General features: G+C 62.3%; 26 protein-coding genes. 15 read left to right on the plus strand and 11 right to left on the minus strand.

Features of this window, described 5'->3' with window-relative positions:
* Positions 1-22: 22 nt before the first annotated feature.
* Together GOX53_RS10280 and ettA are read right to left on the minus strand one after the other, a co-directional pair.
* Positions 23-856 (minus strand): hypothetical protein, encoded by an 834-nt coding sequence (locus GOX53_RS10280; RefSeq protein ID WP_171175964.1) that lies wholly within the window; start codon positions 854-856, stop codon positions 23-25.
* Positions 857-905: 49 nt separating this feature from the next.
* Positions 906-2,561 carry an energy-dependent translational throttle protein EttA gene (gene ettA, locus GOX53_RS10285; protein WP_171175966.1) on the minus strand — a complete coding sequence of 552 codons (1,656 nt, stop codon included), beginning with the start codon at positions 2,559-2,561 and terminating at the stop codon, positions 906-908.
* A 158-nt stretch (positions 2,562-2,719) separates the two neighbouring features.
* Here ettA and GOX53_RS10290 point away from each other — a divergent pair, with 158 nt between their 5' ends.
* The 3 genes from GOX53_RS10290 to GOX53_RS10300 all read left to right on the plus strand — a co-directional run bounded on the left by GOX53_RS10290 (position 2,720) and on the right by GOX53_RS10300 (position 5,470).
* A complete protein-coding gene (locus tag GOX53_RS10290) occupies positions 2,720-4,039 on the plus strand; it encodes an alpha/beta hydrolase (protein ID WP_171175967.1) in 1,320 nt (439 codons plus the stop codon).
* 280 nt (positions 4,040-4,319) lie between these two features.
* Positions 4,320-4,976: an HNH endonuclease signature motif containing protein gene (locus tag GOX53_RS30220; protein WP_171175969.1), complete on the plus strand. Its 657-nt coding sequence runs from the start codon at positions 4,320-4,322 to the stop codon at positions 4,974-4,976.
* Positions 4,977-5,002: 26 nt separating this feature from the next.
* The gene (locus GOX53_RS10300) at positions 5,003-5,470 is read left to right on the plus strand and encodes an MOSC domain-containing protein (RefSeq protein WP_254446527.1); all 468 of its coding nucleotides are present in this window, start codon (positions 5,003-5,005) and stop codon (positions 5,468-5,470) included.
* A 6-nt stretch (positions 5,471-5,476) separates the two neighbouring features.
* Here the strand turns inward: GOX53_RS10300 and GOX53_RS10305 are convergent, their stop codons facing one another.
* Positions 5,477-6,538, minus strand: coding sequence for a peptidoglycan-binding protein (locus tag GOX53_RS10305; protein WP_171175971.1), 1,062 nt, complete (start codon positions 6,536-6,538; stop codon positions 5,477-5,479).
* A gap of 153 nt (positions 6,539-6,691) precedes the next feature.
* Here GOX53_RS10305 and GOX53_RS10310 point away from each other — a divergent pair, with 153 nt between their 5' ends.
* Both GOX53_RS10310 and dacB read left to right on the plus strand, forming a co-directional pair.
* Positions 6,692-7,291: a nicotinate-nucleotide adenylyltransferase gene (locus tag GOX53_RS10310; protein ID WP_171175973.1), complete on the plus strand. Its 600-nt coding sequence runs from the start codon at positions 6,692-6,694 to the stop codon at positions 7,289-7,291.
* Positions 7,292-7,369: 78 nt separating this feature from the next.
* The gene (gene dacB, locus GOX53_RS10315; RefSeq protein WP_171175975.1) at positions 7,370-8,848 is read left to right on the plus strand and encodes a D-alanyl-D-alanine carboxypeptidase/D-alanyl-D-alanine-endopeptidase; all 1,479 of its coding nucleotides are present in this window, start codon (positions 7,370-7,372) and stop codon (positions 8,846-8,848) included.
* A 12-nt stretch (positions 8,849-8,860) separates the two neighbouring features.
* On the opposite strand, the gene GOX53_RS10320 is transcribed toward dacB, so the two are convergent.
* Positions 8,861-9,283, minus strand: a complete 423-nt coding sequence (locus GOX53_RS10320; protein WP_171175977.1) for a tellurite resistance TerB family protein — start codon at positions 9,281-9,283, stop codon at positions 8,861-8,863.
* 380 nt (positions 9,284-9,663) lie between these two features.
* On the opposite strand from GOX53_RS10320, the gene GOX53_RS10325 reads away from it, so the two are divergent.
* The 10 genes from GOX53_RS10325 to GOX53_RS10370 all read left to right on the plus strand — a co-directional run bounded on the left by GOX53_RS10325 (position 9,664) and on the right by GOX53_RS10370 (position 19,025).
* Positions 9,664-10,161, plus strand: coding sequence for an NADH-quinone oxidoreductase subunit J (locus GOX53_RS10325; protein ID WP_171175979.1), 498 nt, complete (start codon positions 9,664-9,666; stop codon positions 10,159-10,161).
* The gene (gene nuoK, locus GOX53_RS10330) at positions 10,158-10,463 is read left to right on the plus strand and encodes an NADH-quinone oxidoreductase subunit NuoK (protein ID WP_217351730.1); all 306 of its coding nucleotides are present in this window, start codon (positions 10,158-10,160) and stop codon (positions 10,461-10,463) included. Before GOX53_RS10325 ends, nuoK begins: the two co-directional genes overlap by 4 nt.
* 17 nt (positions 10,464-10,480) lie before the next feature.
* On the plus strand, positions 10,481-11,929 hold the full coding sequence (locus GOX53_RS10335; RefSeq protein ID WP_217351731.1) for a monovalent cation/H+ antiporter subunit D family protein: 1,449 nt from the start codon (positions 10,481-10,483) through the stop codon (positions 11,927-11,929).
* Entirely contained in the window at positions 11,926-12,180 is a 255-nt protein-coding gene (locus GOX53_RS10340; protein ID WP_171175983.1) for a hypothetical protein, read from the plus strand. The genes GOX53_RS10335 and GOX53_RS10340 overlap by 4 nt, the downstream gene beginning before the upstream one ends.
* Positions 12,173-13,933 carry a Na(+)/H(+) antiporter subunit D gene (locus GOX53_RS10345; protein ID WP_171175985.1) on the plus strand — a complete coding sequence of 587 codons (1,761 nt, stop codon included), beginning with the start codon at positions 12,173-12,175 and terminating at the stop codon, positions 13,931-13,933. The genes GOX53_RS10340 and GOX53_RS10345 overlap by 8 nt, the downstream gene beginning before the upstream one ends.
* A gap of 9 nt (positions 13,934-13,942) precedes the next feature.
* Positions 13,943-15,418 carry an NADH-quinone oxidoreductase subunit M gene (locus GOX53_RS10350; protein WP_171175987.1) on the plus strand — a complete coding sequence of 492 codons (1,476 nt, stop codon included), beginning with the start codon at positions 13,943-13,945 and terminating at the stop codon, positions 15,416-15,418.
* On the plus strand, positions 15,415-16,854 hold the full coding sequence (locus tag GOX53_RS10355; RefSeq protein WP_171175989.1) for an NADH-quinone oxidoreductase subunit N: 1,440 nt from the start codon (positions 15,415-15,417) through the stop codon (positions 16,852-16,854). The genes GOX53_RS10350 and GOX53_RS10355 overlap by 4 nt, the downstream gene beginning before the upstream one ends.
* A 95-nt stretch (positions 16,855-16,949) precedes the next feature.
* Positions 16,950-17,936 (plus strand): NADH-quinone oxidoreductase subunit NuoH, encoded by a 987-nt coding sequence (nuoH, locus tag GOX53_RS10360; protein WP_171175991.1) that lies wholly within the window; start codon positions 16,950-16,952, stop codon positions 17,934-17,936.
* 7 nt (positions 17,937-17,943) lie between these two features.
* Positions 17,944-18,510 carry an NADH-quinone oxidoreductase subunit I gene (locus tag GOX53_RS10365; protein ID WP_171175993.1) on the plus strand — a complete coding sequence of 189 codons (567 nt, stop codon included), beginning with the start codon at positions 17,944-17,946 and terminating at the stop codon, positions 18,508-18,510.
* Positions 18,511-18,584: 74 nt separating this feature from the next.
* A complete protein-coding gene (locus GOX53_RS10370) occupies positions 18,585-19,025 on the plus strand; it encodes a CBS domain-containing protein (RefSeq protein ID WP_171175995.1) in 441 nt (146 codons plus the stop codon).
* A gap of 11 nt (positions 19,026-19,036) precedes the next feature.
* Here GOX53_RS10370 and nuoG read toward each other — a convergent pair whose 3' ends face one another.
* From nuoG to GOX53_RS10405, 7 genes are read right to left on the minus strand one after another with little or no spacing between them, the layout of a single operon-like run.
* Positions 19,037-21,490 (minus strand): NADH-quinone oxidoreductase subunit NuoG, encoded by a 2,454-nt coding sequence (nuoG, locus tag GOX53_RS10375; RefSeq protein WP_217351732.1) that lies wholly within the window; start codon positions 21,488-21,490, stop codon positions 19,037-19,039.
* The gene (nuoF, locus tag GOX53_RS10380) at positions 21,487-22,752 is read right to left on the minus strand and encodes an NADH-quinone oxidoreductase subunit NuoF (protein ID WP_171175997.1); all 1,266 of its coding nucleotides are present in this window, start codon (positions 22,750-22,752) and stop codon (positions 21,487-21,489) included. The genes nuoG and nuoF overlap by 4 nt, the downstream gene beginning before the upstream one ends.
* Complete coding sequence (gene nuoE / locus GOX53_RS10385) at positions 22,745-23,236, minus strand: NADH-quinone oxidoreductase subunit NuoE (protein WP_217351733.1); 492 nt, start codon at positions 23,234-23,236, stop codon at positions 22,745-22,747. The genes nuoF and nuoE overlap by 8 nt, the downstream gene beginning before the upstream one ends.
* Positions 23,233-24,447 (minus strand): NADH dehydrogenase (quinone) subunit D, encoded by a 1,215-nt coding sequence (nuoD, locus tag GOX53_RS10390; protein ID WP_171175999.1) that lies wholly within the window; start codon positions 24,445-24,447, stop codon positions 23,233-23,235. The genes nuoE and nuoD overlap by 4 nt, the downstream gene beginning before the upstream one ends.
* A 24-nt stretch (positions 24,448-24,471) precedes the next feature.
* Positions 24,472-25,002, minus strand: coding sequence for an NADH-quinone oxidoreductase subunit C (locus tag GOX53_RS10395; protein ID WP_171176001.1), 531 nt, complete (start codon positions 25,000-25,002; stop codon positions 24,472-24,474).
* Positions 24,999-25,493, minus strand: coding sequence for an NADH-quinone oxidoreductase subunit NuoB (nuoB, locus tag GOX53_RS10400; RefSeq protein WP_171176003.1), 495 nt, complete (start codon positions 25,491-25,493; stop codon positions 24,999-25,001). Before nuoB ends, GOX53_RS10395 begins: the two co-directional genes overlap by 4 nt.
* Positions 25,481-25,846 (minus strand): NADH-quinone oxidoreductase subunit A, encoded by a 366-nt coding sequence (locus GOX53_RS10405; protein WP_171176005.1) that lies wholly within the window; start codon positions 25,844-25,846, stop codon positions 25,481-25,483. Before GOX53_RS10405 ends, nuoB begins: the two co-directional genes overlap by 13 nt.
* Positions 25,847-26,140 lie beyond the last annotated feature (294 nt).

The following is a 26,140-nucleotide window of genomic DNA, read 5'->3' on the forward strand; positions in this document are numbered from 1 at the left end:
TGGAACCCCATCCTACGCTTGCTCAATTCTCTGCGACATCGACGGCCGGCAGTTGTTCCAGTGTGTTACAGTCATAAATAGTGTTTGTATAAAACCTCAAATGAAACTCTTCTTCCTTGGCGGAAGAGTTGTCGTGGTTCTCAAAAATAGGTTTAACAAAAACTTTTCCGGCGGTTCGCATTCCAATTAGGTTATCATGCATTTTTTCAATGTCTGAGCAAGATAGTCTATTCCTGTTAATGGAATACGAAAGCTCAATCGGTATTTCCGGCGCTAGAAGAATGCCTTCGGATCCCATGTTGTAGTAATCAGGTCTTAACATCCTGTTTTTATACAGTTCTTCAGCATCCGCGTTTGCGCTTCCTTCTCTCAAAACATTTGGAAGTTCTTCAGTGAATCTGATTTCATATCCAAGCAACTTTCCCGGTTCATCACCCTTTACTGTGACTTGAAAAGAAATTGAAACCGCCAGCGAATAAACTTCATAAGGGTTATCGCTCTCATTCTCACCTTTGTAGTAGTGGACAGTGCCGTTCAAATAGTTAGTTCCATCGCCTACCAAGTTCCCGACATCTGAACCTGAAATGCCTAAGCGTTCTGTCAACTTCCTAATTTTTGTCTCTGCATCTTGAAGCGTTGTATTGGCTCTTTCCTCAATGCGATTGGCTTTTTCATCTAACGTGAACGCGCTGTAGACTTGAAGTCCGACAAATGCCGCGACGACGATTCCTGAACTCCAGCTAATGGCTGTCGTAAATCGCGAATCTCTCTGAGAAGCGCGATCTATTCCACGCTCAATTCCACGGATTCTTTCTTCAAGGACGTCATTGCCTATGGCGGTTTTTTCCGATTCCAATTGGTACCCCCTCTGAAGAGTATTCTCTAAGGTTTTACATCGAGACTCGTCACCGCGCAAACTTCTTATGCTTCAACCGCTTGGGCTCCAGCGCGTCCGGCCCCAACCGCCGCTTTTTGTCCTCTTCGTAGTCCTCGAAGTTGCCCTCGAACCATTCCACATGGGCGTCGCCCTCGAAGGCCAGGATGTGCGTGCAGATGCGGTCAAGGAAGAAGCGGTCGTGCGAGATGACCACGGCGCAGCCGGCGAAGTCGACCAGGGCGTCTTCCAGCGCACGGAGGGTTTCGACATCGAGGTCGTTGGTGGGTTCGTCGAGCAGCAGGACGTTGCCGCCCTCTTTCAGCAGGCGGGCCATGTGGACGCGGTTGCGTTCGCCGCCGGAGAGCAGCGAGACTTTCTTTTGCTGGTCGCCGCCCTTGAAGTTGAAGGACGAGCAATAGGCGCGGGAATTGACCTGCGCGTCGCCCAACTGGATGATCTCGGCACCGCCGGTGATCGCCTCCCACACGGTGTCGTTGTCGTGCAGGTCGTCGCGGGACTGGTCGACATAGGAGAGCTGCACGGTGTCGCCGTATTCGATGGTGCCGGCGTCGGGCTGTTCCTGGCCGGTGAGCATCTTGAAGAGCGTCGATTTACCCGCACCGTTGGGGCCGATGACGCCGACGATGCCGCCGGGGGGCAGGGCGAAGTCGAGCTTTTCGATCAGTTGCTTGTCGCCCATGTGTTTGGCGAGGCCCCGGACCTCGATCACTTTGCCGCCGAGGCGGGGGCCGTTGGGGATGACGATCTGGGCGCGGGAGATTTTCTCGCGCTCGGACTGGGCGGCCAGTTCGTTATAGGCGTTGATCCGGGCCTTTTGCTTGGCCTGGCGGGCCTTTTGGCCTTGCCGCATCCATTCCAGTTCGCGCTGCAGGGTCTTCTGCTTGGACTTGTCCTCGCGTGCTTCCTGTTCGAGGCGTTTGGCCTTTTGTTCCAGCCAGGCTGAGTAGTTGCCCTCGTAGGGGATGCCGCGGCCGCGGTCCAACTCGAGGATCCAGCCGGTGATGTCATCGAGGAAATAGCGGTCGTGGGTGACGATCAGGATGGTGCCCTTGTAGTCGATCAGGTGTTGTTGCAGCCAGGCGATGGTCTCGGCGTCGAGGTGGTTGGTCGGTTCGTCCAGCAGCAGCATGTCGGGCGCTTCGAGCAGCAGTTTGCAGAGCGCCACGCGCCGTTTCTCACCGCCCGAGAGGGTTTCGACATTGGCGTCGTCGGGGGGGCAGCGCAGGGCCTCCATGCTGACGTCGATCTGGCTGTCGAGGTCCCAGAGGTTTTCGGCGTCGATCTGGTCTTGCAACTGGGCCATCTCGTCGGCGGTCTCATCCGAGTAATTCATGGCGAGGTCGTTGTAGCGGTCGAGGATGTCCTTCTTGGCTTTGACCCCCAGCATGACGTTTTCGCGCACGGTGAGGCCCGAGTCGAGCTGCGGTTCTTGCGGGAGATAGCCGACCTTGGCGCCCTCGGCGGCCCAGGCCTCACCGGTGAAGTCGGTGTCGAGGCCGGCCATGATCTTCATCAGCGTCGATTTACCGGCGCCGTTGACGCCGACGACACCGATTTTCACGCCGGGCAGAAAGCTCAGGTGGATGTTTTCAAAGCACTTTTTGCCACCGGGATAGGTCTTGGAGACACCCTGCATGTGGTAGACATATTGATAGGCGGCCATGTTGCGTCCTCTGGGTCGGGGAATTCGGGTTGGGCGGTGTGATAGCGAAGCTTGCAGTCGGGGGCAATCGTCTAGGCCGGCGAGGCATATGTGCAGGTTTGATTTGATTTTTTTCCCCATTTGCGCTGCGCTCGCGGTTCAAGGGAGGTCACGTGCCGATGCTGAGTCGTTTCTCGTTTGCCGGGGTTGCCGCCGCCGTGGCCGTTGCCGGGATGTCTGTTCCCGGGTGCACGACCCGGCCGGATCGGCTGGCCGAGGTGCCCAATATCTATGCCGGCGGGCGCAATTATCTGGCCGAGCGGGTGCCGCGGGTCTACCGGACGGTCACGCCGCAGGTGCTCTATGTCACCGACCGCTCGCAGGATCTGCGCGAGGACGGCGAGGTCGTGTATCTGGCCGAGCGGTCGGATTCGATGTCCTACGGCACGGCGACGATTGCGTTTCGGGGGGTGGAGAGCTGGGATGCTTTGCTGGCCCAGACCAATGCCGGAATCGGGACCCGGCCGGGGCGGCTGGATGTGGCTTCGTTCTCCGACCGGATCCGGTTTTCCAAGACGCCGCTGGTGTCGGAACGGCGGGACGGGCGGTTGCAGACCGAGGCCAATGCGCAGCGCGAATATGACCTTTATGCCGATCAGTTCCGGGCCGCCATCACCGAGCAGGTGCGTCAGAGCGGGACCGGCAACATCCTGATCTATGTGCATGGGTTCAACAACGGGTTTGAGGACGCGCTGACCACGCTGACTAATGTCTGGCACTATTCCGGGCGGCAATCGATTCCGCTGGCGTTTTCCTGGCCAGCGGGAAACTCGGGGGTGTTCAAGTATTTCAAGGACCGGGAATCGGGTGAGTTCTCGGTGTTCCACTTCAAGGAGCTGCTGGATTTTCTGGCCTCGGTTCCCGAGGTCGACCAGATCGACATCGTGGCGCATTCAAGGGGCACGGACGTGGTGACATCGGCGCTGCGCGAGCTGGTCATCCGCGAGCGGGGGCGGGGCAACAAGCCCAAGGTGACGATGAAGACCGGCACGCTGATCCTGGCGGCACCGGATCTGGATGTGGGCACCGTGCGGCAGCGCCTGATCAGCGAACGCTTTGCGGAAGCGTTCGAGCAGGTCAATGTCTATATCAACCCCAAGGATCAGGCGCTGGCCTATTCGTCCCTGCTGACGCAGGAGGCGCGGTTCGGGCGGCTGAACACGTCCGATTTCGCGCCGGGCGAACTGGCCGCGCTGAGCAAGGTGGGGCTGGTGCATTTCATCCGCGTTGAAGGTGTGGGCGGTCTTGGGCATTCCTATTTCCGGGACAATCCCGGCGTGATGTCCGATATCGCGCTTGCGCTGCGCACGCGCGCGTTTCCGGGCGGAACGCTGAGGCCGCTGGAACAGGATCAGGACAATATCTGGCGCCTGCACGGGGACTATCCGCTGGAGCGGCTGCCCGATCTGGCCTTGGAATATCCCGGGGAAGACCGGTAGTGGCAGAGCTAAAGGAGCTGATTGCAGGTTGGGCGCGGACGGGCCGGGTGGAGTGGATCGGGCTGCGGCCCGAGCGCAGGGCGCAGATGCGGGCGAGGATGACTTTCACATTAAGTCGGACGCTCAGGTGCATGCTTTCAAGCCGCTTCTCTCCACGGGATAAGCCTTGGAGACACCCTGTACGCGGTAGACAAATTAAGGAGCGGTAGCCGATGTACGCCAGTGGAAGCGAAGTTTGATGGCAGGGATCTCTTAAAAGAACTCGAGGAGCAATTGGCAGATGTCATTTGAGAAGATGGGTATTGATCGCGGGCAAGTTCAGGAGGCGATAGATTGGACAAAATCGTTGACGGTTATTCCCTCTGGACGGGCACCTTCTCAGAACACCTATGTTCTGTGTCCTATTGACCGCACGCTTTGGGATTTGAAGATCGTGGTGGATAGGGCCATGTCAAGTATTCCAGTCGGGGTAAAACCGCGTGAGTGGGTGACGCAAACCTATGAGCCGGATTTGGGCCGCCTGGGTTTTGATATTATTAAGTTCAAGAAGAACAGATCCAGGATACTGGGAGTAAGAGGCTGCGATCCCATGGAGATTGACGATCCTCATGAGGTCGTCAGGGCAGGGGGCCGCATCGAAGAAAACGGACTTGTCTTTTGCGATGATGCTGCGCCTAACCGAAGGCAGGTGTGCACCGACCGATTTGTCCGGAACTCTGAATTTGTCAAGGAGGTTAGAACCCGGGCAAAGGGACGGTGCGAGTGCTGTCACACGCGAACGTTTCGAAATGCACTGGGTGAGTGGTTTCTGGAAGTTCACCACAAGGTCTGGCTTTCCGAAGGTGGGATTGATGAGCCTTGGAACATGGTTGCTCTATGCCCGAACTGTCATCGTCGCGAGCATTTCGGTGTTGATCGTAAATATGGGCTCTCCTGATGTGCGGAGAGAAATAGTGGCTACACATGAACTTGGCTGATCTTATTTCAGGCTGGGCGCAGGCGGGCCGGGTGGAGTGGATCGGGCTGCGGCCCGAGCGCAGGGCGCAGATGCGGGCGGCGGACAGCGTGCGGGTTGCGGCGGACGGGCTGGACGGCGACCGGGCGCGGGCGGGCAAGCGGGCGGTGACGCTGGTGCAGGCCGAGCATCTGGCGGCGATCGGGAGTTATCTGGGGCAGGGGCCGGTGGCGCCCGAGGTGCTGCGGCGGAATATCGTGGTTGGGGGCATCAATCTGGCCGCTTTGAAGGGGCGCGAGCTGCGGGTGGGCGAGGCGGTTTTGCGGCTCACCGTCATTTGCGCGCCGTGCAGCCGGATGGAGGAGGCGCTGGGCGCGGGCGGGTATTCCGCGGTGCGCGGGCATGGCGGCTGGTGCGCAGAAGTGGTGCAGCCGGGCCTTATCCGGGTGGGCGATCCGGTTACTCCGGTGGACTGAGCCGCGCTATTTTTTCCACTTTGCCTTGACGGTGTCGTTGATCGGCCAGACCACTTTGCGGTTGTCGAAATGGTGGCACTTGATGCCTTCGCTGTTGCGCTCGGGTATGTATTTGAGGCAGGTCGCAATCGCGGCGATGATCTTGCGGTCGGTACGGGTGGTGACATCCGCCGCGTCGCCGCTCAGATGCCGTGAGACGCGTTTCCAGTCGGCATGTTTGAGCATGTGCTGGACAAATTCATCCCGCTGCTTGTTCTGCACGAAGGCGTCCAGTTCCTCGCGCAGTTTCTTGTTCTTGCGCAGGTAGAGATAGATGTTGCCGCGATCCAGGTGGCTGTTCCAGCCTGCGAACATGGCACGGGCCTGTCCCTTTTTGTCGCGCAGGCCGGAAACCACGTGGATGGGCACGCCGTAGAAGGAGGAGACCTCGCGCAGCACGTTGAGAACCTGCTTGTTCACGCCTTGGATCTTGCCGGTCAGCTTGCCGGGCGTGCTGGTCTCTTGCTGTTTGAGTTCGGTGACTTTTTCGCAGACCGCTTTTTTCTGCGTTTGCTTGGTGACGATGCTGGCGATCTTGGGGGCGGCCTTTTCGGGCGGCTCGCCCTTTTTCTCGCTGGACTTGAAGTATTTCTCATAGAGATCGGTCGCGTAATCCTCGACCTCCTTGAGCAGGGCCGCCCAGCTGTTTTTGTCGAGCGACTGGGTCTTGGCCTCTTTCATCGCGGCGTCCTTGACCGCCTTGAGAACCTTGGTCTTGGTGTCCTCCTTGATCTTCTGGCCCTTCTTCTCTTCAGCCTTTTTCTCGGCGGCGACTTTTGAAGGGCCAGCGCTGAGTTTCTTGATCGTGGTGCGGCCGGGCTCCACCAGATAGTCGGGCCGGAAGCCGCAGATCTTGAGCTGAAACTGGCCGATTGCCTTGTTGAGCTGCGGTGTGGGGGCGCCGTCGACCTTGAGTTTGCTGAAACCGGCCTTGCCGGCGAAGGGGTTGAGAAGCTGTTGGACGGTGGTCACATCCGCCGCTGAATTTTTGCCTTTCTTGCCCACTGACGCTGAAATTCTTTTAACCATCGGACTATCCTGAAACAAATAAACTTCCGCCCGCGGATCAATTGCGGGACCCTGTGGATTGTACCGGAAACAGTCTGTTTCCGCAATTCGCGGGCAGGATTGACAGATGCCGCGATGAGGGCGAAGCAGGCGAGACATGCTGCGAGTTATTCAGTGATCCGGAACAAACCTCTGGCGCGGCCCGGGCAGGCCGTGGGGCTGCTGGGCGGGTCGTTCGATCCGCCGCATGGGGGCCATGTGCATATCACCCGCGAGGCGCTGAAGGCGTTCGGGCTGGATCGGGTATGGTGGCTGGTCTCACCCGGCAATCCGCTGAAAGAGCGCGGCCCGGCGCCGTTGGCGCAGCGGATGGCGGCGGCACGGGCGGTGATGCGGCATCCACGGGTCGAGGTCACCGATATCGAGGCGCGGCTCGGCACGCGGGCCACGGCGGACACGCTGGCGGCGTTGCGGCGGATGTATCCCGGTGTGCGGTTCGTCTGGCTGATGGGCGCGGACAATCTGGCGCAGCTGCATCGCTGGCGGAACTGGCGGCAGATCATGGAGAGCGTGCCGGTGGGCGTGCTGGCGCGGCCCGGCGACCGGATCTCGGCCCGGATGTCGCCGGCGGCGCGGGCCTATGCGCCCCACCGGATCGACGGGCAGGCGCGGCATCTGCTGGGCCGCAGCGCCGCACCCGCCTGGTGTTTCGTCAATGTGCCGATGGTGGATGTGAGTTCCACCCAGATCCGGGCGCGGGGCGGCTGGGCGTGATCCTCGTGGCGAAGGCGGGGGCGAAAAATCTTGCCGCCCCTGCTTGTCTGCCCGCCAAGTCTGGGATTTTATCAGGCTATGGTTGATCGCATTTCAAGACGGTTATTTCTTGCCGGAGCCGGGGCGGCATTGACGCCGGGCATGAGTTGGGCCGATGCGGCGATCAGTTCGCTGAGACCGCGGATGCGGGTGGCGGATCTGACCGGGCCCGAGCGGATCATCCGGGCCGCCGGGCTGAAGGGCGAGGTGGTGTTCGCCGTGGCCGATGCCAAGACCGGAACGCAGCTTGAGGCGGTGGGCGCGGGCGACGGGCTGCCGCCGGCCAGCGTGGCCAAGGCGCTGACCGCGCTTTATGCGCTGGATGTGCTGGGCCCGGAATACCGGTTCGAGACGCGGCTGATCGCGGATGGTCCGGTCGAGAACGGCATACTCAGGGGCGATCTGATCCTGGCCGGGGGCTGCGATCCGGTGCTGGATACCGAGGCGCTGGCGCGGCTGGCGGGTAATCTGAAAAAGGCCGGTATCCGCGAGGTGCGCGGGGCGTTCAAGGTCTATGAGGGCGCGCTGCCTTATGTGCGCAGCATCGACCCGACGCAGCCCGATCATCTGGGCTACAGCCCGGCGGTGACCGGGATCGCGCTGAATTTCAACCGGGTGCATTTCGAGTGGAAACGGGGTGCCTCGGGCTATGCGGTGACGATGGATGCGCGCACCGCCAACTACAAGCCGCAGGTGGCGATGGCGAAGATGCAGGTCGTGGACCGGGGCCTGCCGGTCTACACCTATGAGACCGCCGCACGGCTGGACAAGTGGACCGTGGCGCGCGGCGCGCTGGGCAAGGGGGGCGCGCGCTGGCTGCCGGTGCGCAAGCCGTCGCTCTATATCGGCGATGTGTTCCGGACGCTGGCGCGGGTGAACGGCATCGTTCTGGGCCGGGTACAGGTGGTACGGGGCGCGCCGCAGGGCAATGCGCTAGTGACCCATCGCAGTGAGCCGTTGCGGGACATCCTGCGGGGGATGCTGAAATACTCCACCAACCTGACCGCCGAGATGGTGGGGATGGCGGCGACGCGGGCGCGCGGGGTGCGGCCCGACGGGCTGGCGGCCTCGGCCGCCGAGATGAACCGCTGGGCGGCCGGGAAATACGGCATGGCGGGCACCGCGATGGTGGATCATTCGGGGCTGGGAGATGCCTCGCGCATGACGCCGGGCGATCTGGTGCAGGCGCTGGTTCAGGCGCGGCAGGACGGGGCGCTGCGGCCCTTGCTCAAGCCCTTCAGGCTGCGCAACGAAAAGGGCCAGCCGATCAAGGATCACCCCATCCGGGTGGACGCCAAGACCGGCACGCTGAACTTCGTGTCGGGGCTGGGCGGGTTCATGACGGCGGCGGGCGGGGCCGAGCTCGCCTTTGCCATCTTTACCGCCGACACCGCGCGTCGGGCGACGCTGAGCCGCGCCGAGCGGGAACGGCCCGAGGGCGCGCGGTCATGGAACCGCCGGTCGCGCAAATTGCAGCAGGCGCTGATCGAGCGCTGGGGGTCGGTCTACGGAAGCTGACTTTTCCGGGGCTCAGACCACGTGGCGGGCGCGGGCGCCGCGTTCGATGGCGGCGGCGTGCAGGCGGTCGACGTTGAGCTCGTACCGGATCTCTTCCAGCAGGCGCAACTCGGTCTCGGCCAGCGAGCCGTCGGCGGCGGCCACGTCACAGGCCAGCGCATAGGCGGTCTCGAACAGGCGTTCCGGCAGGTTGTCGCGGATCAGGCCGAAAAGCGCATCCAGCCCGTCTTCTTGTTCGAACAGATCGAACACCACCTGCGAGATGCGGTTGATCCGGTCGATGTCGTAGCTGGCGAAGACCGGCAGCATGTTGACGGCGGACTGGATCTTGACCAGTTCGGCGGTGCGTATGTTCTCGTCCGAGGCGGACACCGCCACCATGATCGCCACCAGGCAATCCTGCGGGGTCATCGGGTGGGGGGCTTGCGCGGTCATGTGTCTGTCCTGAATGCGGGTTCTCTGCCGGCGCAAGATATTGGGGGCGGGGGCGAGGTTCAACACCTTGTTGGTTGCGGTGTTGAACGAAGGTTTGCGGCTGAACTTTGGCTTTGAGTTTCGGCGATTGGATCAAGCTCAGCTCGGCCCTTTTGCGCGGGATGTCCGGCCGTGTTCAGCCGTGGCCTCCGGTGGAATGGGCCCGCAACGACTCGCTCTGGCTCGGACCTCAGGATTATGCAGCTGCAGCATAAGACCACGAATTCCTTGTGAAAAATCGCCAGTTGAGGCACAATTTCAGGAAGTTTTCGTTTTACGTCACGCTTGCCAGCCCGGTTTTGTTGCACCGGATTGCAACCCCCGTCGGAGGGTCGACGTCGATGGAACTGGTTTTTTTTCTGTTGTTCGGAACCGTGGCCGTCGTGACGGCCCTGGGGGTGGTACTGGCGCGAAATCCGGTGCACAGCGCCGTCGCCCTGATGGCCTGTTTCGTCAACATCTCGGCCATTTTCGTGCTGCTGCAGGCGCCGCTTTTGGCGGTGATCCAGATATTCGTCTATGTGGGGGCGATCCTGGTCCTGTTCCTGTTCGTGACCATGATGCTGGATATCCGCGATGCCGAGTTGCAGCGGTTCCTGCCCGGGCGCAACCTGGCCGCCTTTGCGCTGCTGGTGCTGCTGGGGATCGAGATGCTGGTGCTGGTGCTGATGAGCAACCGGTTTCCGCAGGCCGCCGCCGGTTCCCGCACCGGAGGTGAGATCCGCGAGCTGGGCGTCACGCTGTTCTCGGATTACCTTTTGCCGTTCGAGGTGGCCTCGGTCATCCTGCTGGTCGCGCTGGTCGGCGCCATCGTTCTGGCGCGGAAGGAGAGCGGATGATGGTGCCGCTCTCATGGTATATTGTTCTGGGCGTGGTTCTGTTCGTCATCGGCGCCGCCGGTGTTCTGATCCGGCGCAACATCCTTGTGGTGCTGATGTCGCTGGAGCTGCTGCTCAATTCCGTCAACATCAATTTCATCGCGTTCGGGCATTTCTACGACGATTTCCGCGGGCGTATTTTTGCAATTTTCGTGATCGCGATCACCGCGGCGGAAGTTGCTGTCGCACTGGGCATTCTGGTCGCGCTGGTGCGCAACAAGGCCACCCTCAAAGTCGATGAGGTGGCGATCATGAAAGGGTAGCGGTCTTGGAGATGGTGATGTCCATTCGGCCGCTGCTGGCCGTTGCTGTCGCGGGGCTGGCCGCCGCGCTGGTCCTTATTCTCCATGACCGCAAACCGCTTCGCGATCTGGTGTCGCCGGTGGCCGCCGTGGTGATGTTCGTGCTGGTGGTGTCGATGGCGCCCCGGGTGCTGGCCGGGGGCAGTTACGGGCTGGTCCTGTTCGAGATCCTGCCGGGCGTTGATTTTGCGTTCCGGGTGGATGCGCTGGGGCTGGTTTTTGCCACCATCTCGTCGGGGCTGTGGATCGTCGCCTCGGTTTATTCGCTGGGCTATATGCGCAGCCTGAACGAACACGCGCAGACCCGGTTCTTTGCCTGTTTCGCGACCAGTCTGGCGGCAGCGGCGGGCGGCGCCTTTGCCGCCAATATCTTTACGCTGGTGATTTTCTACGAGGTGCTGAGCCTGGTGACCTATCCGCTGGTCTATCACCACGAGGATGACGAGGCGTGGGACGGCAGCCGCAAATACCTCGTCTATCTTATGGGAGCGTCGAAAAGCGTGCTGCTGGCCGCGATTGCGCTGACCTATCATCTGGCCGGGTCGCTCGATTTCGTGCCGGGCGGGCTGCTGGCCGATGTTGGTGCCTCATCCCTGGTGCTGACGGTTGTCTATTTCTGCTATCTCTTCGGGTTCGCCAAGGCGGCGCTGATGCCGCTGCATGCGTGGCTGCCTGCGGCCATGGTGGCGCCGACGCCGGTGAGCGCGCTGCTGCATGCGGTCGCGGTGGTGAAAATGGGTGTTTTCTGCGTGTTGCGCGTGGTCTTCCATGTTTTCGGCACCGGGCTGATGGACGGGCTGGGGCTGGCACTGGTCACCGCCTATCTGGCCTCGTTCACCATTCTCATGGCGTCGGTCTATGCGCTGACCCGCGACGATCTGAAGGCGCGGCTGGCCTATTCCACGGTCAGCCAGCTGTCGTATATCGTGCTGGGTGCGGTGCTGTTTTCGCCGGTCGCAATGGTCGGCGGGATATACCACATCGCGGCACATGCGATTTCCAAGATCACGCTGTTCTTTTGTGCGGGCTCGATCTTTTGCGCGTCGGGCAAGCGCAAGATCAGCGAGATGGGGGGGATCGGGCGCAGGCTGCCCTGGACGATGGGGGCGTTTTTCATCGGCTCGCTGAGCATGATCGGCGTGCCGCCGACCTCGGGTTTCGTTTCGAAATGGTATCTCGCGCTGGGGTCGGTCGAGGCCGAGCAGTTCGCGTTTCTGATCGTGCTGCTGGTCAGCTCGGTCTTGAACGCCGCATATTTCCTGCCGGTGAGCTATGTCGCCTTTTTCGGTGAGCCGAACGAAGGCCAGGGCGGTGTCCGCGAGATCCCGATGGTGACGATCCCGCTTGTGGTGACCGCGGTCCTGTCGCTGCTAATGGGGATTTTTCCCGGATATTTCATAGCTCTGGCAGAAGGGGTGGTCCGATGATTGCACGCGTTGTCAACTTCTTCGGCGATCCTAAGTATGCTAAGCCGCGGCGGTTGCTGTTCTATGCCGTGCTGGTTCTGATCGTGGTGGCCGATTTCCTGGCCCCGCGTGTGCATACCGAATACCTGTGGGAGCGGCTGCCGGGCTGGTCGGCGCTTTATGGGTTTGGCGCCTGCGTCCTGATCATCTTCGTTTCCAAATTCCTCGGCCATCAGGGCAAGCTGATGCGGCGGGAGGACTATTATGACTGAGTTCCTCCACCCCACCGTCCTGTTCCTGATCGGAGCCGTCCTGATCCCGGTGCTGAACGGGCTTTTGCGCAAGATCTGGCTGCTGCTGGTGCCGGTGCTGGCGATCATATCCGTGGCGACGGCGACGCCTGGGGACTACGGGAGCCTGCGGTTTCTCGGGCAGGAGATCCTGATTGCCCGCGTCGACAAGCTGAGCCTGGTCTTTGCCACCGTGTTCACCATCATGTCGCTGATCGGCATGATCTATGCCCTGCACCTGAAGCGTGGCGATCAGCATGTGGCGGCGTTTGCTTATGTGGGCAGCGCGTTGGGTGTCGTGTTCGCGGGCGATTACCTGACGCTTTTCCTGTTCTGGGAGGGCATGGCCTTTGCCTCGGCCTATCTGATCTTTGCCAAGCGCGATCAGGCGGCGGCGCGGGCCGGGTTCCGATACCTCATGGTGCATCTGACCGGAGGCGTGGCGCTGTTGGCGGGGATCGTCATCTACGGGGCGGCCAATGGCTCGGTCCTGTTCGGCCCGGTCGAGGGCGCGATGGGCGTTGCCACCTATCTGATCCTGGCGGCCTTCATGCTGAACGCCGCTGTGCCGCCGCTCAACGCCTGGCTGACCGACGCCTATCCTGAGGCGACGGTGACCGGTGCGGTGTTCATGAGCGCGTTCACCACCAAGACCGCCGTCTACGTTCTGGCCCGCGCCTTTCCGGGCACCGAGCTGCTGGTCTGGCTGGGCACCGCCATGGCGATCTACGGGGTGATCTATGCGGTGCTGGAAAACGACTGCCGCCGCCTGCTGGCCTATCACATCGTCAGTCAGGTGGGATACATGGTGGCCGGTGTCGGCATCGGGACCGAGATGGCGGTCAACGGGGCGGCCAGCCATGCCTTTGCGCATATCCTTTACAAGGCGCTGCTGTTCATGGGCGCGGGCGCGGTGATCTATGTCACCGGGCGGCGCAAGCTGACCGAGCTGGGCGGGCTCTACCGGACCATGCCGCTGACCGTGGCCCTTTACATGATCGGGGCATTTGCGATCTCGGCCTTCCCGTTCTTTTCGGGCTTCGTCAGCAAATCCATGGTGGTTGCCGCCGCCGGGTATGATCACCGCGCCTGGGTGATGCTGCTGCTGACGCTCGCCTCGTCCGGCACCTTCCTGCATACCGGGCTGAAGCTGCCCTATTACATGTTCTTTGCCAAGGATTCCGGGCTGCGCCCGCCCGAGCCGCCGCGCAACATGCTGATCGCCATGTCCATCGCGGCGGCCCTGTGCATCGGCATCGGCGTCTACCCGGCACCGCTCTACGCGCTGCTGCCCCATGAGGTCGATTTCGTTCCCTATACCGCGCAGCATGTGACCGAGAGCCTTGGCATTCTGATGTTCACCGCACTTGGTTTTGTCCTGTTCCTGAAATCGCTGGACCCCGAGAAGACGATCAGCCTCGACACCGACTGGGTCTATCGCAAGGGCGCCCGTGCCTTCATGTGGGTCGCCGATGTGCCGGTGGCGCGCTTTGAGCAGGCCGTCAGCCGGTTTTCCGAAACCGTGGGGCTGCGCTTTCTGCACCGCTCGGCAAACGCCAGCCTGCGGGCGGATCTTGGCGGGGTGGACGCCGTGGTGAACGGGGTGGCCAGCACCATCCTGCAGGGCGGGCGCCGCCTGCGGCGGGTCCAGACCGGTATCGTGTCGCAATATGCGGTGGCAATGGTTGCGGGCGTGGTTGCCGCAATCGCTGTCTATGCCGTTGTCTGGCAATAGGGGAACCGCATGGATTTCCCTTGGCTCAGCATAATCATCTTCCTGCCGGCGGCGGGGGCGTTGGTTTTGCTGTTCCTGCGGGACGATCTGGCGATCAGACGGGTTGCGCTTGGGGTCACCTTCGCGGATTTTCTGCTGTGCTTTCCGCTGCTTCTGGGGTTCGACGCCTCCACCCATGAGATGCAGTTCACGGAAACGCACACGTGGATTCCCGGTCTCGGGATCCGGTATGCGCTGGGCGTTGACGGCATCTCGGTGCTGTTCGTCTTTCTGGCGGCGCTCTTGGGCTGGATCTGCGTTCTGGCCTCGTGGCGGGCCATCGAGACCATGGTGAAAGAGTTCATGGTCAGCCTGCTGGCCATGCAGACCCTGATGCTGGGCGTGTTCTCGGCGCTGGACCTGTTCCTGTTCTACGTGTTCTGGGAGGCGATGCTGGTTCCGATGTACGCGATCATCGGGATCTGGGGCGGATCGCGCCGGGTCTATGCCGCGTTCAAGTTCTTCCTCTATACGCTGGCGGGCAGTGTGCTGTTCCTTGTGGGGATCATCGTCCTGTATTTTCAGGGCGGAAAGACGTTCGACATCCTCGCGCTGATGCAGGCGGATTTGCCCTTTGCCCTGCAATCCTGGCTGTTTTTCGCATTTCTGGTGGCTTTTGCGGTCAAGGTGCCGATGGTGCCGGTGCATACATGGCTGCCCGATGCCCATGTCGAGGCCCCGACGGCGGGCAGTATCATCCTGGCGGGTGTGCTGCTGAAGATGGGCGCCTATGGCTTCCTGCGTTTTTCGCTGCCGATCCTGCCCGAGGCGTCGGTCTATTATTCCACCTTCATGCTGCTGCTCTCGGCCGTTGCCATCGTCTATGGCGGGTTTCTGGCGCTGGCGCAGGACGATCTGAAGAAACTGGTGGCCTATTCCAGCATCTCGCATATGGGGTTTGTCACGTTGGGTATCTTTGCGCTGAACGGGCAGGGGCTGGGTGGGGGCATCCTGCAGATGTTCAATCACGGCGTCACCACCGGGGCGCTGTTCCTGTTCGTGGGCCTGATCTATGAGCGCACGCATACGCGCAGCATCGCGGACTATGGCGGGCTGATGAAGGCCGCCCCGATTTACACCGTGTTCCTGGGGCTCTTCACGCTGTCGTCCATGGCGCTGCCCGGGCTGAACTCCTTTGTCGGTGAGCTTTTGATCCTGTCTGGGGCCTTTGCGGCGCGGCCCGTGATTGCCGCCATCTCGATCCTTGGTGCGCTGCTGGCGGCCGCCTACCTGCTCAGCATGTTCCGGCGGGTGGCGCTGGGTGCGGCTGAGGTGGGAGAACGGTTCAGGATCTGGGACCTGACCCGGCGCGAGGTCGCGGCGGCGCTGCCGCTGGCGATACTGGTGATCTGGATCGGGCTTTATCCCAAGCCGTTCCTGACCATCATCGGCGCGTCCGCCGAGCATCTGCTGGAGCAGGTCCACGGGGTGGAGGGTACGGAATGAACCAGGCCCAGCTCCTCCAGTCCGTCGTTGCCAGCCTGCCCGAGATCGTGGTGATCATCGGCGCCTGCATCCTGTTGATCGTGGGCCTGTTCGTGCCGCCCGGGCGCCGCCATCTGCTGGGCTGGGCCGCCATCGCGGTGATCCTGTTGGCCGCCGCGCTGACCTTTGCCATCGGCGGCGAGAATGATGGTGCCTATTCGAGTATGTTCGTGACGGATCAGTTTTCAAGGTTCTTCAAGGGTATCTTTTACATCGCCACCGCGTTGACCCTGCTGATGTCGCGCCGGTTCATCGAGATCGAGCGGATCAATATCGGCGAATACCACGCCCTGCTGCTGTTTGCGCTGTCGGGGATGATGATCATGGCCTCGGCCACCGATCTGCTGTCGATCTATGTCGGGCTCGAACTGATGGCGCTGTGCACCTATGTGCTGACCGGGTTCATGCGGCGCGAGCGGCGCTCGAACGAGGCAGCGCTGAAATACGTGGTGCTGGGGGCGGTGGCCACCGGGGTGTTCCTGTATGGCGTCTCGCTGATCTACGGGCTGACCGGAACCACCGAGCTGAGCGCGATTGCCGCCGCCGCAACCGGGCAGGCGCGCGATCCGGGCATCCTGCTTGCGGTTGCGTTCATCGTGGCGGGGCTTGTGTTCAAGATCGGCGCGGTTCCGTTCCATATGTGGGTGCCCGACATTTACGAGGGCGCGCCCACGCCCATCACCGCCTTCATGTCGGTGGGGCCGAAAGCCGCCGGGTTCGCGGTGATCCTGCGGGTTTTCCTGAACCCGCTGGTGGCGGTCTCCGAGGTTGGGCTGGTCGTTGCCGTGATCGCCGTGGTCACGATTGCGCTGGGCAGCTTTGTGGCGTTGGTGCAGGACAACATCAAGCGGTTGCTGGCCTATTCCAGCATCGCGCATTCGGGGTTTGCGCTGCTGGGCATCGTCGCGGGCGGGCCAGACGGGATTGCCAGCGTGATGCTGTATCTGCTGATCTATACCTTCATGAATATCGGCATCTTCGCCGCCATCGTCGTGATGCGCAGCGAGCGGGTGCAGGGCGAGGCCATCGAGGATTTCTCGGGCCTGGCCCGGTCCCACCGTGCGCTTGGGCTGCTGATGCTGCTTTTCCTGTTCGCGCTGGCGGGCATCCCGCCCACGGCCGGGTTTTTTGCCAAGTTCTACATTCTGGTCGCGCTGATCGATCAGGGCATGGTGGCGATCCCGGTGATCGCCGTGCTGCTGAGCGTGGTTGCCGCTTATTTCTATATCCGCATCGTCATGGTGATCTACATGCGCGAGCCGGTGGCCGGGACCGCCCCGGCCTTTACCCCGGACCTCACGCTGGTTCTGGCGATCGCGGCGGCGGGAACGATCCTTATCGGGCTGTTTCCGCAGTGGTTTCTGGACCTGGCGCAAAGCTCGATCCTGCAAAGATAGATCTGGGATGCGGCGGGTTCGGCAAGTTTGTGGTATGATTGGCGAAACCGCCGCGCCAATGCGCCGGCGCCCCCACATCGGATGGGTGGTCTGACATGGAACTCGCCATTGCTATCGGACTGATTGTCATCAAGGTCGGCATCCTGATTGCCGCCCTGCTGCTGCTGCCGATGCCGCTGGTCTGGCTTGAACGCAAGATCGCCGGGCATATCCAGCAGCGGATGGGGCCGATGCGGGTCGGCTGGCATGGCCTGCTGCAGCCGGTGGCGGACGGTATCAAGCTGCTCACCAAGGAAGATCACATTCCACGCGACGCCGATCAGTTCCTGTTCAAACTGGCGCCGATCCTGGCGATGGTGCCGCCCTTCGTGGTCTTTGTCGCCATTCCCTTCGGCGAGAGTGTCTCGGTTCTGGGCCACGAGATCACGCTTTACGTCTCGGACATGAACGTGGCGCTGCTGTTCATCCTCGCGGTGATCGGGATCGAGGTGTATGGCGTGATCTTCGGCGGTTGGGCGTCGAACAGCAAATATGGTGTGCTGGGCGGTCTCAGGACCTGTGCCCAGATGATCAGCTATGAAATCCCCATGGGCTTTGCCGTCATCGGCGTGGTGATGCTGGCGCAATCCATGAGCCTGCTCGACATCGTGCGGGCGCAGTCCGATGTCTGGAACGTGGTCTATCAGCCGGTGGGGTTCTTCGTGTTCTTCGTCGCCGGGCTGGCCGAGGCGCAGCGGGTGCCCTTTGATCTGGCCGAGGCCGAGGGCGATCTGGGCGCCGGGTTTCACACCGAATACAGCGGCATCCGCTTTGCCTTTTTCATGGTCAGCGAATATGCGGTGATGGTGCTGGTCTCGGTGCTGACGGTGATCCTGTTCTTCGGCGGCTGGAACGGCGTGCTGATCCCGCTGCCGCCGATCCTGTGGTTCCTGATCAAGGTGGCGTTCTTCATCTACGTGTTCATGTGGTTCCGCTTCACCTTTCCGCGCTACCGCTACGATCAGCTCATGGCCATCGGGTGGAAAGTCTTGCTTCCGCTGTCGCTGGCGAACATAATCATTACAGGGGTTGTTTTCGTATGAGGCAGCCATGACCAAAGTTGCAGACAAGCGGAATACCTGGATCGGGTGGGCCTTCTTCTCCGACATCGGGGACGCGTTGATGCTGACCTTCAGCTACATGATCTCGCGCCCGGTGACCGAGCAATATCCCGACACCGAGAAATGGTTGCCCTATTCGCGCTATCGCGGCCATCATTTCCTGAAGCGGAACGACGAGGGCGAGATCAACTGCGTCGCCTGCGAGCTATGCGCCAAGATCTGCCCCTGCGACTGCATCACCGTGGTGCCCTATGAGGATGAAAACGGCGCCCGACACCCCAAGGTGTTCGATATCGACACCGCGCGCTGCCTGTTCTGCGGGCTGTGCGAGGATGCCTGCCCGGCGGATGCGATCGCGCTTGGGCAGCAGTACGAATTTTCCAGCTTCAACTCGTCCGATCTGGTGGTCGGGCGGGATGATTTGCTGACGAAACCGGGCAAGGCGGAAACCGGCGGCGGCGTGGTCCGGGCACGTCTCGACACAGCCGACGGCGTGCGCGTGGAGACCGCGCAGGACGAAGGCTATAACTGGTGGCGGAACATCCGCCGCAAGTAAGCCCTGAGCGCGCCGGCAAGGAACATGGAAACGTGCGGAAAGCCATTGGCAGGGTCACTGCCAGGGAGGGTGTGATGTATGTTTCTGATGTATTGCAGTTAAAGGGGCACGACGTTGTCTCGGTTGCGGCGGACACGCCTGCGGTCGATGTGCTCAGGCTGTTTCAGGACAGGCAGATCGGGCTTGTTGTCGTCGGGCAGACGCCGACGCATGTTGAGGGGACGGCCTCGGAGCGGAACTTCTGCAACGCGGTGGCGACGCATGGCCCCGAGGCGCTGAACCAGCCCGTGGCCGCGATCATGGAGCGCCGCCTGATCACCTGCGCGGCGGACGATACGCTGCCCCGGGTGATGGCGATCATGACGCAGGAGCGCAAGCGCCACGTGCTGGTGATGGACGGCGAGACGCTGGCGGGGGTGATCAGTATCGGTGATGTGGTCAAGCACCGGCTGGACGAGGCGCTGCGGACCGAAAAGGAACTGCACCATTACATCGCCGGGACCGGGTATCATTAAAGCTTCGCAGTTCAGCGGTCTGCGGCCTGCAGATCGACGGGGCAGGGGTATTCTCCTCGGGTCATCAGGCTGTTGAGCCGCAGGTTCCGGTAGGTTTCGGGCACGAAAACCAGACCTTCGGGGAAATCCGGGGTGACTTTCAGGCGAGCCGTCAATTTTCCCTTGGCCGAGGCGACCTGAACGGTCTGGCCATCCGCAAGGTTTCGGGCCTGCGCATCCGCGGTACTCATCTCGACAAAAGCAGCGGGGGCGACGGTTTCCAGCGTTTCGGAATGCTCGGAGAGGTATCCGCCGTGGAACAGCCCGTTGCCGGTGATCAGGTGCAACCCGTTCGTTGCCTTGGCCCCGGATGATGCCGGCGGATCAAGCGGGCCGGTTGAGTGTGTCTCAGTTGATGCGGTGAAGGTGCCATCGGGGTCGATCCCCGCCGCGCTGAGACCGGAATAGGCCGGGATGGTGTCGGCAATCTCGTCGAATATTTCGGCAGGAGAGGCAGCAAGGGGCTTGTCGAACAGCGCTGCGAGCCACTGGAAGATGTCCAGATTCGGTCTGGCGTCGAACATCGGTACGCGGAATTCGCGCACCGACTGAACCCGGCCCTCGTTGTTGGTGAAACTCCCGGTTTCCTCGCCATGCGCCGCTGCGGGCAGCACGATGTGGGCCGAACCCGCAATGTCGCTGAGCATCGCGTCCTGCACGATCAGCAGGTCCACCGCTTCGAGCGCAGCCTGCACGCGAGGGCGGTCGGGACAGGACAGGAGCGGATCGCCTCCGGCCACATAGAGCGCGCCGATCTGCCGGTTTGCACACCGGTCGAGCAGGTCGGACAGCGTCTGGGCGGACGTTGTGGCGATGTCCCAGGACCCGAGCTGATTGGGGCGGTCGAACAGCCCCTGAAGCGCGACCTTTTTGCCCTGCGACTGCAGGTGGTGAAGGATGTTGTAGATCAGGGACAGCGATGTTTCGGCGTTCGGCGATCTGAACAGGTCGGTGCCGATCAGAAGGGTGATGCTTTGGGCCGATGAGAGAGCTGAATGCACATGACCGAGAGCGGCCTCGGCGTGTTGGCAGGCCGGATCGTTCCAGACGCCCTGCAGCCCTGATGCGTCCTTGTCGAACTCACCGGCGGCAAGACCGGCGAGCAGTGCGGACAGGACGGTATCTTCGTGCCCGGGCGGTATCCGCAGCGCCGCCTGCGCGTCGGCGTCGAGGCGTGACGGGCGGGCCGACAGCAGGCAGAGCCGGGTCTCTCCCTCGCGGACGGCGCCGCGCAGCAGGTATTCGCTGACCGGGTTTTCCTCGGTCACGTTGGTGCCGATGACCAGTGTGCAGTCGGCCCGGATCACCTCTTGCAGCGGTGCGCGGGTGTAGAAATCGCGGATCAGCGGGCCCAGTGTCTCGGGGATATCGAAGCGCGTGGACGTCGCGACCAGATCGCTGTCAAAGACCGCGCGCATCAGGCGGTGGAACTGGAACTGCACCTCGTTGGTCAGGCGGGGCGAGACGATCCCTGCGGCCTGGCCCGTCAGGGACGCGACCCGCTCCCGCAGATACTCGCCGGCCTCGTCCCAGGAGACCGGGACCAACCGGTCCTCCAGCCGGATCATCGGGCGCTTGATCCGGTCCGGGCTGGCAAAGCCGTCCATGCCGAAGCGACCGCGCACGCAGAGGGTTTCCAGGTTCAGCCCGGTGTCCCATTTGGAGCGCACGCGCATGAATTCACCGTCCCGCGTACCGACGGTCAGGTGGCAGCCAGTGCCGCAATGGGGGCAGATGGTATCGGTTTCGGCCAGATCCCAGGGCCGCGACTTGTAGCGGTAGGGAAAGCTCATCAGCGCGCCGACCGGGCAAACCTCGATACAGTTGCCGCATTGATCGCAGCTGGCGAGACTGCCCTCGAACCCGGTGACCGCCGTGTCCATGCCCTTGTCGACGGTGCCCAGCGCCACGGCGCCCACCACCTCTTCGCAGATGCGGACGCAGCGCTGGCACTGGATGCAGCGGTTCACGTTCATGATCACCACCGGGCTGAGCTGAATGTCCTTGGAGTGGAACACGCGTTTGGGATCGCGGAACAGGCTCTCGCGCGGGCCGTACGCCATCACCATGTCCTGCAACTCGCATTCGCCGCCCTTGTCGCAGATCGGGCAGTCCAGCGGGTGGTTGGCCAGAAGCATGTCCAGCATCGAGGACCGCGTTTCGGCCACCCGCTCGGTGTCCGTGCGCACCACCATGCCGTCCATGACCGCGGTGGCGCAGGCCGGTTGCAGCTTGCCTTGCCCCTCGATCTCGACCAGGCACATGCGGCACGAGGCCAGAACCGGCAGGCGTTTCTGGTAGCAGAAGGTGGGGATGTCGATCTGCAACCCCTCTGCCGCGGTCAGGATCGTCGTGCCCGGCGCAACCCGCAGGTCATGGCCGTCGATGGTGACGGCGAGGGTGGTGATGTCGCTGGTGTCGCTCAATGGTACGGGCACCTCCCTTCGTCGATATGGGCCGTGAATTCATCCTTGAAGTGCATCAGCGCCGCGCGGATGCCCATCGCCGCGCCATCGCCCAGCGCGCAGAAGGTGTTTCCGAAGATGCCGCCGCAGAGCCGTTCGAGCTGTTCCAGATCGGTCGGCGCGCCTTCGCCCGCCTCGATCCGGCGCATGATCTTGACGGCCCAGTCCAGCCCCTCGCGGCAGGGCGTGCATTTCCCGCAGCTTTCGTGGTGGAAGAACTCGACGATCCGGGTGGCCACCTTGACGATGCAGGTGTTGTCGTCGATGGCGATCACCCCCGCCGAGCCGAGCATCGAGCCCACCCCGGCGAGCGAGTCGAAATCCATCCCCACATCCAGACCCTCTGCCGGGATCATCGGCGCGGACACGCCGCCGGGGATGACGGCCTTGATCTGGCGGCCCTCGGGCGCACCGCCGCCATGTTCCTCGATCAGTTCGCGCAGCGGGATGCCCATGGGCAGCTCATACAGCCCCGGCTTGCGCAGGCTTCCGGACAGGCAATAGAGCTTGGGGCCGGGGCTGCGTTCCGGCCCGATGCCGTTGAACCAGGACGAGCCGCGCTCGACGATATGGGGCACGCAGGCGAGCGTTTCGACATTGTTGATGACCGTGGGGCTGTCATAGAGGCCCGCGACGGCGGGAAATGGCGGTTTCAGGCGCGGTTGCGCGCGCCGGCCTTGCAGGGATTCGAGCATCGCGGTCTCTTCGCCGCAGATATAGGCCCCGGCGCCCTCGTGAATGTGAACCTCGAAATTGAAGTCCGAGCCCAGGATGCCGCGCCCCAGGCAGCCCTCGGCATGGGCCTCGCGGATCGCGGTTTCCAGAATGCGGATCGCCTTTACATACTCGCCGCGGATGTAGAGATAGCCGGTTTCGGCGCCAATCGCGTAGGCGCAGATCGCCATGCCCTCAAGCAATTGATGCGGGTCCTCTTCCATGATGATCCGGTCCTTGAAAGTGCCCGGCTCACCCTCATCCGCGTTGCAGCAGAGGTATTTCGGTTTCTCCTGCCCCTTGGGCACGAAGCTCCATTTGAGGCCGGTCGGAAACCCCGCGCCGCCGCGCCCGCGCAAGCCCGAGCCCTTGACCAGCTCGATGATTTCGTCGGGTGTGTAGTCGTTCAGCGCCTTTTGCAGCGCCTCGTAACCGCCCACCGAACGGTAGTGGCTCAGACTGTGGCTGTCGGGCTGGCCGACGCTTTTGAGCAGGACCGGCTCAAACATCGGCTTTCTCCCGCCGCGCCCGCAACGTGGCCAGCAGAGCGTCGATGCGGTCGGCATCCAGATTGCCGTGATAGTCGTCGCCGACCTGCATCACCGGCGCCATCTCGCAGGCGCCGAGGCATTCAACGGTCGAGAGCGTGAACATCCCGTCCCCGGTAGTCTCGCCCTCGGCGATCCCCAGCACCTGTTCCATGTGTCGCAGCAACGCTTCGGCGCCGCGCAACATGCAGGAGACATTGTCGCAAAGCTGCAGGTGAACCTGCCCCACCGGTTCCGTGTGAAACAGGGTGTAGAACGTGGCCAGTTCATAGACCCAGATACGCTCGACCCCGAGGATATCGGCGACCTCTTCCAGAACGTCTCCGGTCAGATGTCCGTATTCCTTCTGCGCGATCATCAGCGCCGGCATGATGGCCGAGCGCTGATCGGGATAGGCCTCGGCCGCCGCCTCGATCCGGGCACGCATATCAAGGGGCGCGTTCATTTGTCGACCTCCGCCATCACCGGGTCCAGGCTGCCCAGCATCGCGATCATGTCCGCGAGGTAATGGGCGTTCTTGGCCACGAAGAGCGCCTGCAGATTGACGAAGGACGGCGCGCGCACCTTCATCCGGAACGGGTTGGGGGAGCCGTCGCTGACGATGTAGAACCCAAGCTCTCCCTTAGGCGCCTCGATGGCGGAATAGACCTCGCCCGCGGGCACCTTGAAGCCATAGGCGGACAGGTCGAAATGCTGGATCAGCGCCTCCATCGAGCTGTGGACCCGGTCCTTGTCGACCGGGAAGGCGACGGTGGGGATGTCCACCAGAAACGGGCCGTCGGGCATCTGCGCCAGGCATTGTTCGATGATCCGGACGCTTTCGCGCATCTCTTCGACCCGGCAGCGCCAGCGGGCATAACAGTCGCCTTCGTCATGGGTGATGACGTCGAATTCGAGTTGGTCATAGATCTCGTACGGTTCGTCGCGGCGGATGTCCCAATCGACTCCCGAGGCGCGCAGGTTCGGCCCGCTGAGCCCCATGTCGATCGCGTCCTCGGGGCTGATCACGCCGATGCCCTCGGTCCGCTTGAGGAACATGCGGTTTTTCTCCACCAGCCGTTCGTAATCGCGGATGCGGTTGGGGAAGATGTCGCAGAATTCGCGGATCTTTACGGCGAATTCCTTGGGCAGATCCTCGCGCACGCCGCCGACGCGGCAGTACGAGGTATGCATCCGCGCGCCGGTGACCATTTCCATCAGGTCCATGATCATCTCGCGCTCGCGCATCGCGTAAAGCAGCGCGGTCATCGCGCCCAGATCCATCGGCAGCGCGCCGGTGATCAGCAGGTGCCCGGACAGGCGCGCCAGTTCGGCCATGATCACCCGGATATATTGCGCGCGCACCGGCGCCTCGATATCCAGCAGTTTTTCGACGGCCAGCGCAAAGGCCAGATTGTTCGACGGCGGGCAGACATAGTCGAGCCGGTCGGTCAGCGGGAAGATCTGGGTGTAGGTGAAGGTCTCGGACAGCTTCTCGGTGCCCCGGTGCAGATAGCCGATATGGGGGTCCACCCGTTCGACATATTCGCCATCCATTTCCAGAACCAGCCGCAGGACACCGTGCGTACTGGGATGCTGCGGCCCGAGGTTGAGCAGCACCTCTTTCGTGTCCGGCGAGGCCCCTTCCGGGGCGCGCAATTCGGTGGCTTCGGTCATGGTGCTGCTCCGGTGCTGCCCTCCTTACGGGATGTCCTTGGTTTCCAGATCGGGCCGTGTCGGTGCGGGGCCTTCGGCGCCGAAGGGGTTCAGTTCGTCCCGGTAGCCCCTGAGCGGAAAGTCCTTGCGCTGTGGGAAGCCTTCGAACCCCTCCCACATGTAGATCCGGCGCAGGTCGGGATGCCCTTCGAACACGATGCCATACATGTCCCAGGCCTCACGCTCGTGCCAGTCGGCGGTGCGCCAGATGCCGGTTACGGTTTTGATCTGGGGCGGATCGTCCAGACGGCATTTCAGGCGGATCCGCCATTTCCGGGACAGCGAGTAGAGGTGATACACCACCTCGAACCGCGGGGTTTCGGGCAGGTAGTCGACGCCGCAGATATCGGAGAGGAAGTTGAACTCCAACTCGTCTTTCAGAAACCGGCAGAGATCGGTGATAATATCCGGGGACACCTTGAAGACGTGGATGCCGTGACTGAGACCGACATATGTGGTCGCGGCCCCAAACCTGTCTTCGATCCGGGAAACGAAGGTTTCCGCCGCACCGGTCATGTGCCGACGGCCCGGCCAATCGGTGTGTCGGTGAGCGCCCCGGAGTTCTTGATCTTTTCCTGCAACAGCAGGAAGCCGTGCATCAGCGCCTCGGGCCGGGGCGGGCAGCCGGGCACGTGCACGTCCACGGGCACGAAGGTTTCGGACCCCTGCACCACGGCGTAGGTGTTGTAGACGCCGCCCGAGATCGCACAGGTTCCCATCGCGATGACCCAGCGCGGTTCGGGCATCTGATCGTAGAGCCGGCGCACCACCGGCGCGAATTTCCGCGTCACGGTGCCGGCGATGATCATGACATCGGACTGGCGCGGCGACGGGCGGAACACCACGCCGAACCGGTCGAGATCATAGCGCGCACAACCGGCCGAGATCATCTCGATGGCGCAGCAGGCGATGCCGAAGGTTTCGGGCCAGAGCGCCGAGCGGCGGCCCCATCTGACCACCTGATCGGCGGTCGTGAACAGCACGCTGTCATTGATCACGTTTCCCATTCGAGCGCTCCTTTCAGCCACGCATAGGCAAACCCCACCAGAAGCAGAACGATGAACACGAACATTTCGATATACCCGACGATACCGATTTCCTTGAGCACGACGGCCCAGGGGAACAGGAACATCGCCTCGACATCGAACACGACAAAGAGGATCGCGACCAGGAAGAACTGCGCCTTGAACTGTCCTGCCGCCGCCTCGCCCGCCGGGTCCATGCCGCATTCATAGGGCATGTTCTTGGCGGGATAGGGGTTGGAAGGCCGCAGCAGCGACGAGACGAAAAGCGTCGCCAGCGCCACCAGGACCACCCCGGCGACCATGATGAGAACAGGCAGAAACTCCAGTCCGGTCATGTCTAACATCCTCGCACGCTCAAACGTTCATGCGCGGTCGAACCCTACCCCAAAGCGGGGAAACGACCTGTCCCCCGGGAAAGTTCTGCGACATTCCTTGTGGCTGAAAGTGTATACGGCGAAGCGGTTTTTCTCAATTGAAAACCATGTGTAGGCGGTGTGTTGCAAGGGCCTGAGCAGGTGGGGCGGCGTCCTTGCGGCGTCTCATCTGGTGTGCGCCGCCTGCAAATATCCAGAATCCGGAGGTCGTTGCGCCGGGAAAATCCCCTGTTTCTGAGCCGGTCGGGAGGACCA

The organism is Ruegeria sp. HKCCD8929, assembly GCF_013031405.1.
GTDB lineage: Bacteria > Pseudomonadota > Alphaproteobacteria > Rhodobacterales > Rhodobacteraceae > Ruegeria.